The organism is Burkholderia sp. E168m23, assembly GCF_016586125.1.
In the GTDB taxonomy this organism is placed as follows: domain Bacteria; phylum Pseudomonadota; class Gammaproteobacteria; order Burkholderiales; family Burkholderiaceae; genus Burkholderia; species Burkholderia orbicola.
This window is the reverse complement of sequence record NZ_BCPP01000295.1, coordinates 1-7,097: the sequence shown is the minus strand read 5'-3', so window position 1 is coordinate 7,097 and position 7,097 is coordinate 1. Positions and strand designations below refer to the sequence as shown.

7 protein-coding genes are annotated in these 7,097 nt (G+C 71.4%); 2 read left to right on the top strand and 5 right to left on the bottom strand.

Annotated features, from left to right (window positions below; translation table 11 throughout):
* The coding region (locus JMF90_RS16750; RefSeq protein ID WP_201325241.1) for a glutathione S-transferase N-terminal domain-containing protein at positions 1 to 265 on the bottom strand (265 nt) is incomplete at its 3' end.
* A 111-nt stretch (positions 266 to 376) separates the two neighbouring features.
* Here JMF90_RS16750 and JMF90_RS16745 point away from each other — a divergent pair.
* On the top strand, positions 377 to 1,297 hold the full coding sequence (locus tag JMF90_RS16745) for a LysR substrate-binding domain-containing protein (protein WP_201317030.1): 921 nt from the start codon (positions 377 to 379) through the stop codon (positions 1,295 to 1,297).
* A 21-nt stretch (positions 1,298 to 1,318) separates the two neighbouring features.
* On the opposite strand, the gene JMF90_RS16740 is transcribed toward JMF90_RS16745, so the two are convergent.
* Genes JMF90_RS16740 through JMF90_RS16730 form a run of 3 tightly spaced genes read right to left on the bottom strand, consistent with a single transcriptional unit; the run spans position 1,319 to position 5,319 of the window.
* Positions 1,319 to 3,544, bottom strand: coding sequence for a xanthine dehydrogenase family protein molybdopterin-binding subunit (locus tag JMF90_RS16740; RefSeq protein WP_054928113.1), 2,226 nt, complete (start codon positions 3,542 to 3,544; stop codon positions 1,319 to 1,321).
* A complete protein-coding gene (locus JMF90_RS16735; protein WP_054928114.1) occupies positions 3,541 to 4,542 on the bottom strand; it encodes a xanthine dehydrogenase family protein subunit M in 1,002 nt (333 codons plus the stop codon). The genes JMF90_RS16740 and JMF90_RS16735 overlap by 4 nt, the downstream gene beginning before the upstream one ends.
* Before the next feature lie 18 nt (positions 4,543 to 4,560).
* Positions 4,561 to 5,319, bottom strand: coding sequence for a (2Fe-2S)-binding protein (locus tag JMF90_RS16730; RefSeq protein ID WP_077177883.1), 759 nt, complete (start codon positions 5,317 to 5,319; stop codon positions 4,561 to 4,563).
* A gap of 555 nt (positions 5,320 to 5,874) precedes the next feature.
* On the opposite strand from JMF90_RS16730, the gene JMF90_RS16725 reads away from it, so the two are divergent.
* Positions 5,875 to 6,159: a hypothetical protein gene (locus JMF90_RS16725; RefSeq protein ID WP_027809422.1), complete on the top strand. Its 285-nt coding sequence runs from the start codon at positions 5,875 to 5,877 to the stop codon at positions 6,157 to 6,159.
* Positions 6,160 to 6,422: 263 nt separating this feature from the next.
* Here JMF90_RS16725 and JMF90_RS16720 read toward each other — a convergent pair whose 3' ends face one another.
* Positions 6,423 to 7,046 carry an alpha/beta hydrolase gene (locus JMF90_RS16720; protein WP_012329348.1) on the bottom strand — a complete coding sequence of 208 codons (624 nt, stop codon included), beginning with the start codon at positions 7,044 to 7,046 and terminating at the stop codon, positions 6,423 to 6,425.
* Between the last annotated feature and the right edge of the window lie 51 nt (positions 7,047 to 7,097).

Sequence of the window (7,097 nt, the reverse complement as noted above, 5' to 3'; positions counted from 1 at the left end):
CGAGCGGCAGCAATTGCGCATCCGGATAGCGGCGCGCGAGATACGTGAGGATCGCCGGCGTTTCGGTCAGCGCGCGCGGCTCGCCCGGAATCACGAGCACGGGCACGCGCGCTTTCGGGTTGATCGCGAGATAGCGCGCTTCGAGGTTCTGCTGCTCGCGCACGGACACGATCTCGACGTCGAACGGCGCGCCGGTTTCCTCCAGCGCGATGTGGGCGGCGAGCGAGCAGGCGCCCGGCGAAAGATAGAGACGATAGGCGTTCATGGCGGGGTGGCCCGACGGGCTGTGGAAGACGGAACCGAGTGTAGGAACGCATGCCGATGCGCGGCAAACGATGAATTGTCGTGCTCGGACATTAGTGATACTAATACCCGTATGCGACGCATCCACCTCCCTCCGCTGCAGACGCTGCGCGCGTTCGAAGCCGCCGTGCGGCTGCAGAGCTTCACGCGCGCGGCCGACGAACTCGCACTCACGCAAGGCGCGGTCAGCCAGCACATTCGCGCGCTCGAGGCGCAGCTCGGCTATCCGCTGTTCACGCGCGAACGCAACGGCGCGACGCCGACGCACGCCGCGCATGCCCTCGCACTGCAGGTTCGCCAGGGCCTGAGCGTGCTCGAACGCGCGTTCGAGCCGACGCTGGCGGTGCGCCGCCGCCCGCGCACCTGCGACGTAACGCTGAACGTGAGCGTGCTGCCGAGCGTCGCCGAGCGCTGGCTCGCGCCGCGCCTGCCGCGCTTCTCCGCCGCGCATCCGCACATCTCGATCGTGCTGCATCCGGACGTGGCGCTCGCGCCGCTGCGCAAGCGCGACCGCATCGACGTCGCGTTGCGCTACGGGCCCGGCACGTGGCCCGGCGTCGTCGCCGAGAAGCTGATGAACGAGACGATCTTCCCGGTCGCGAGCCCTGCATACCGCAATCGCGACGGCGTCGCGCCGCGTACGCCGGCCGATCTCGTGCGCGCGACGTTGCTGCGCCATCCCGCGCAGCCGTGGGAACCGTGGTGCCAGGCCGCGCGGCTCGACCTCACCGAATCCGCGCGCGCGCCGCGCTTCACCGACACGAACGCGCTGATCGACGCGGCACTGAAAGGCCGCGGCGTCGCGCTCGCGCGCCGCTCGCTGATCGAGCCGGAACTCGCCGACGGCACGCTCGTGCGTGTGTCGACGGTACGCATCACCGACGTGTACGCGCACTACGTCGTGTGGCGCCCCGGCCATCCGCACGAAGCCGCGATCCGCACCTGGCTCGACTGGCTGCGCAGCGAAGTGCGGCGCAGGACGCCGCGGCGCTAACGCCAATGCCGATGCCGACGCTCACGCGCGCATCGGCATCGCCACCTTGTCGAGCGTGATCGGCAGATCGCGCACCCGCACGCCGGTCGCGTGATAGACCGCATTGGCGATCGCGGCCGGCACGCCGGTGATGCCGATCTCGCCGATGCCGCGAATGCCGAGCGGATTGAAATGCGTGTCGTTTTCGTCGACGAAACTCACGTCGAGTTCGCCGATGTCCGCGTTCACGGGCACGTGATATTCGGCGAGATTCGCGTTCGTGAAGCGGCCGTGCCGCACGTCGAGATGCGAGCCTTCCTCGAGCGCGGTGCCGAGCCCCCACACCATCCCGCCGATCAACTGGCTGCGCGCCGTCTTCGCGTTGAGCAGGCGGCCGACGCTGTAGACGCCGACGATGCGCGGCACGCGAATCGTGCCGAGCTCGGCGTCAACGTGCACTTCGGCGAACACCGCGCCGAACGAATGGGACGCATAGCGCGACTTCTCGTCGCCGGGCTTCGCCGTCGCCTGCGCGTCGATCGGCTGGCCGCCCGCACGCGCGATCACCGCCGCGGCCGGATCGCGCCGCGACGGGTCGCCGCGATGCACGACCCAGCCGCTGTCGACCGTCACGTCGTCGGCCGCGGCGCCGTGCAGCGGCGATCCGGAGTCGGCAATCGCCAGCGCGATCAGCTTCGCGCGCGCCTGCAGCGCGGCCTCGCGCACGGCGGGCGCGACGCTTGCCGCCGATTGCGAGCCGCCCGATACCGGCGCGCGCGGCAGACTGGAATCGCCGAGCGAAAAGCGCACGTTCTGCGGCGCGAAACCGAGCGCATCGGCCGCGACCTGCGTCATCACCGTATAGGTGCCGGTGCCGATGTCCTGCGTGCCCGACGCGACTTCGGCCGTGCCGTCCGGCAGGATGCGCGCCCGCGCCGACGCTTCGCTGCGGTTCGCCGGATACGTGGCGGCCGCCATCCCGAGGCCGATCAGCGTGTCGCCGTCGCGCATCGTGCGCGGCGCGCCGGTGCGGCGCGACCAGCCGAAGCGCCGCGCGCCGGCCTCGTAGCACTCGCGCAGCTTGTTGCTCGACCACGGCTTGCCCTCCTGCGGATCGACCGCCGCGTAATTCGCGAGCCGCAGCGCGACCGGGTCCATGCCGAGCCGCCACGCGAGCTCGTCCATCGCCGATTCCAGCGCGAACGAGCCCGACGCCTCGCCGGGCGCGCGCATGAACGTCGGCGTGCCGACGTTCAGCGACACGATCCGATGCGTGGTTGCCTGGTTCGGCACCGCGTACATGATGCGCGACGGCATCCCGCACATCTCCATCCAGTCCTCGAACGTCGACGTGGTGGCGATCGTGTCGTGGCGCATCGCGGTCAACGTTCCATCTTGGCGTGCGGCCAGCACGATGCGCTGCTCGGTGAACGGCCGCCCGCCGACCGGACCGAACATCTGCGGCCGCGTCAGCGCGAGACGAACCGGGCGCCCGACCTGCTTCGCGGCCATCGCGCACAACGACACGTGCGACCACGACGAACCCTTGCAGCCGAAGCCGCCACCGAGGAACGGTGAAATCACGCGCACGTGTTCCGGCGCGATGCCGAAGACCGCGGCCACCGCCGTGCTCGCGCTCGACACACCCTGCGTCGCGTCGTGCAGCGTGAGCGTCGGGCCGTCCCAGCGCGCCATCGTCGCGTGCGGCTCGATCGGGTTGTGGTGCTGCATCGGCGTCGTATAGGTTGCGTCGACGCGTACCGCGCCTTCGCGCAGGCCGGCCTCGACGTCGCCGCGCTGCGTATCCATCGCGCGGCCCTGCTGCTTCGGCGGCACGCGCGCGCCGCGCTTCGCCTGCGCGAAATCCACCACCGCATCGCTCGCGCGATAACGCACCTGCACCGCATGCGCGGCGTCGGTCGCCTGCTCGAGCGTTTCGGCGACGACGACCGCGACGGGTTCGTTGCTGTAGCGCACCGTGTCGTCCTGCAGCAACGTGAGCCGGCGCCCGGCGGGCGGCGACAGCGGCGGCCGGCCGCCGTTGGGCAGCCGCATCGCGTTCTCGTGCGTGATCACGATCAGCACGCCCGGCATCGCGCGGGCGCGCGCCGCATCGATCGATTCGATGCGGCCGGACGCGATCGTGCTCGTCACGAGCACCGCATGCGCGAGCCGCGCATCGGAGAATTCGGCCGCGTAATGCGCGCCGCCCGTCACCTTCAGCACACCGTCGACCCGGTCGAGCGGTTGTCCCGTCAACGTGTTCATGCGGTACCTCCCGTGGCAGCGGCTGCCGTTCCGACCGCACGGACGATCGCCCGCTGCGCGAGTGCGACCTTGAAGCCATTGCCGTCGAGTGGCCGCGCATCGCGCAACGCCAGCGTGGCCGCCTCGCGCAACGTCGCGTCGGTCGGGGTGCGGCCCGCGAGATGCGCTTCCGCCTCCGTCGCACGCAACGGCTTGTGCGCGACGCCGCCGAGCGCGATTCGCGCGTCGGCGACGCGCGGGCCGTCCATCCGCAGCGCGGCCGCGACCGACACCAGCGCGAACGCGTAGCTCGCGCGATCGCGCACTTTCAGATAGTGCGCATGGTCGGCAAAGCGCGGCGGCGGCAAGTCCACCGCGGTGATCAGTTCGCCCGGTTCGAGCGTCGTGTCGAGATCGGGCCGGTCGCCCGGCAAGCGGTGAAACGACGCGATCGGAATCTGCCGTGCGCCGCGCGGGCCGCTCACCTGCACGACGGCGTCGAGCGCGGCGAGCGCGACGCTCATGTCCGACGGGTTCACCGCCACGCACTGCGGGCTCGCGCCGAGGATCGCGTGCATCCGGTTGTGGCCGCCGATCGCCGCGCAGCCGCTGCCCGGCTCGCGCTTGTTGCACTGCGCGAACGCGGGATCGTAGAAATACGGGCAGCGCGTGCGCTGCATCAGGTTGCCGCCGACGGTCGCCATGTTGCGCAATTGCGCGGACGCGCCGGCGAGCAGCGCCTGCGACAGCAGCGGATAGTCGGCGCGCAGGCGCGGATGGTCGGCCGCGTCGCTGTTGCGTACCAGCGCGCCGATGCGCACGCCGCCGCCGGGCAGCGCGTCGACCGTATCGAGGCCCGCGATGCGTGTGATGTCGATGAGCGTGACGGGCCGCGCGACGCCGCCCTTCATCAGGTCGAGCAGGTTCGTGCCGCCGCCGATGAATGCCGCGCCGGGCCGCTGCGCCGCGCGCACGGCGCCGGCGACGTCCGTCGCGCGTTCGTAGGAGATCGCTTCCATTGCGGTGCCCTCCGTCGGCTAGCCGTGCGCCGCATGCGCGGCGCGCACGGCGGCGACGATGTTCGGGTACGCGCCGCAGCGGCACAGGTTGCCGCTCATGCGCTCGCGGATCTCGTCGTCCGACAGGTGCTCGGGACGGCGCCGCACGTCGTCGGTAGCCGCGCTCCCCGCGCCCGCCGCGAACTCGTCGAGCAGCGCGGTCGCCGAGCAGAGCTGACCGGACGTGCAGTAGCCGCACTGGAACGCATCGCATTCGACGAATGCGCGCTGCACCGGGCTCAGCTCGCCGCCGCGCGCCAGCCCTTCGACGGTCGTGATCCGCGCGCCTTCGTGCATCACCGCGAGCGTCAGGCAGGCGTTGATGCGCCGCCCGTCGACGAGCACCGTGCACGCGCCGCACTGCCCGCGATCGCAGCCCTTCTTCGTGCCCGTGAGTCCCGCGTATTCGCGCAGCGCGTCGAGCAGCGTGACGCGCGGTTCCAGCTGCAGCGTGTACGCGCGCCCGTTGATGTCGAGACGCACAGGCTGCGCCGGCACCGTATCGCGGCGGGGCGCAGCCGGCGTGGACGCCGCGTACGGGGGCTGCGAATGAACGTGCGATGCTGCGCTGACGGTCGCGGCAGCCGCCGCGGACTGCAGGAAGCGGCGCCGCGCGGCGCTGGACGGCGTATCGTGCGACAGCAGCGGCGCCCCCGCTGAATGGCTGGTCCCGAGCGGCGACGCGGCGGCATCGCGCGCCGGTTCGGCAGACGGAGAATCGGATCGATCGCTGGACATGACTTCTGCTCGCTCCATGGTGGATGGACGCGGATGTGCCGCCCGTGCCTGAATGGCAGCACGGTCGGCACGCGCATCGGCAAAGAGCAATTCGGGTGCCGCGAAATTGTGGGGACAGCGTACCGGTGCAGTGCCGGCCGCCTGTGCGTGGCGCATACCCAGCGGCAGCGGGCCGCGTTGGTGGTGATAGCGCCTTCATGACGCCACGCTGGCGCGCGGCTGGCCGTTCGCTGACGAAGCGGCAATAACGCCCGATTTTTGGGCGTGACGGGCCGGCCAACGGTCGCAAGTTGCCGGGCGCATGTGTGCCATCGCGCGCATGGCGCCCGCCTAGTCGCGGCCGGGTCGCGGCGTGGCGCGCCGTGTAAATGTGCGCAGCATCCGCGTCTGCTGGAAAATTCCGCCATGCGTGCCGGCGGATCGCCGCGACGGCCTTCGGTCAGCCTGACGAAAACCTGGCGCGATCACGCCCCGAACGCAGACGATTCACCGAAACGTCGCATCGCGGCGGCATACTCGAAAACGTTTCCCGATCAGCCTGCCAGGAGAGAAGTCATGCGTCGCGTTTCCGTCGCCGTCGTTCTGTGTGCCGCCGTGTTCGTTGCTGCCTGCAGCGACGACGCACCGCACGACGCCAACGCGACCGACGCCGCGCCGCAGGCCGGCGCCTCGAGCGGCGCCGCCAGCGCGTTCAACAGCGACGCCACCGCGAATACCGCCGCGTCCGATGCCGCGCCGCTCGCGCCGCCCGTCGTGCACTACCCGCCCGATGACGACGACGATGCGAAGCCCGCCGCGAATGCAGCCGCCTCCAGCACGGCCGCGTCGTCGCCGGGCTGATTCCGTCGCCACCTGATAGAAGTCGGTACCGCTCAGGGAGAGCGGCGGGCGCTCACGTCGAGCCAGCGCTGGCATGACGTAACGGTCGGCGACGGCATGAACGGCACGGTGTCGCGCCGCCTCACGGGCGATGCCGAGCCGGCCGGCCAAGGGATTCGGACCCGGCCGCCGTCAGGCCCGTGCGCGCGCCACAAGCGCCGCAAGCGCGACGGCGCGCGATGCCGCGACCACCGCCGCGCGGCAGGCGCCGCGCAACCCGCCCGTCAGACCGCGTGCGCGAGCGCGCGATCGACGAGCGCGGCCTCGAAGCCGTCGTCCGCGTCGCGAAAGCGCAGCGGCGCCGCACAATGCACCAGCGTGTCGATGAAATATTTCGCGCGCGGCCACGGCCCGAAGCCGGCCGCCGTGTTGATGTGCCCGGCGTCGCCGAGGTTCACGAATGCGCTGCCCAGGCGCTGCGCGAGCGCGCGCGCATCGGCGAGCGGCATCCACGGATCGGTCTCGCTGCCGATCACGATCGACGGCACCGCGAGCCGGCGCGCGTCGAACGGCCCGGCAAAGGTGAATTTCTTCGGGCTGGCCGGCGCGACGAACAGCACGCCCGCGACGTCGCCCACATGCGGCCACTGCGCGAGCGCATGCGCGGCCGCGAGGCAGCCGAAGCTGTGCGCGGCGAGCACGAACGGGCCGCGCTCGCGATCGAGCAGCGCGCGCACCGATTGCGCCCAGCCCGCGAGATCGGGCGCGTCCCAGTCGTGCTGCTCGACGCGCAACGAGCGCGGGAACTGCCGCTCGAGCCAGGTCTGCCAGTGGGCGCCTTCGCTGCCGTGCAGGCCCGGAACGGTGACGAGCCGCGGCGGCCACGCCGATTTGCTGCATGCGCGCATGATTGCCCTCGCTTGCTTGAAGACGAGGTTCGATTGTGGCGTCGGGCACGC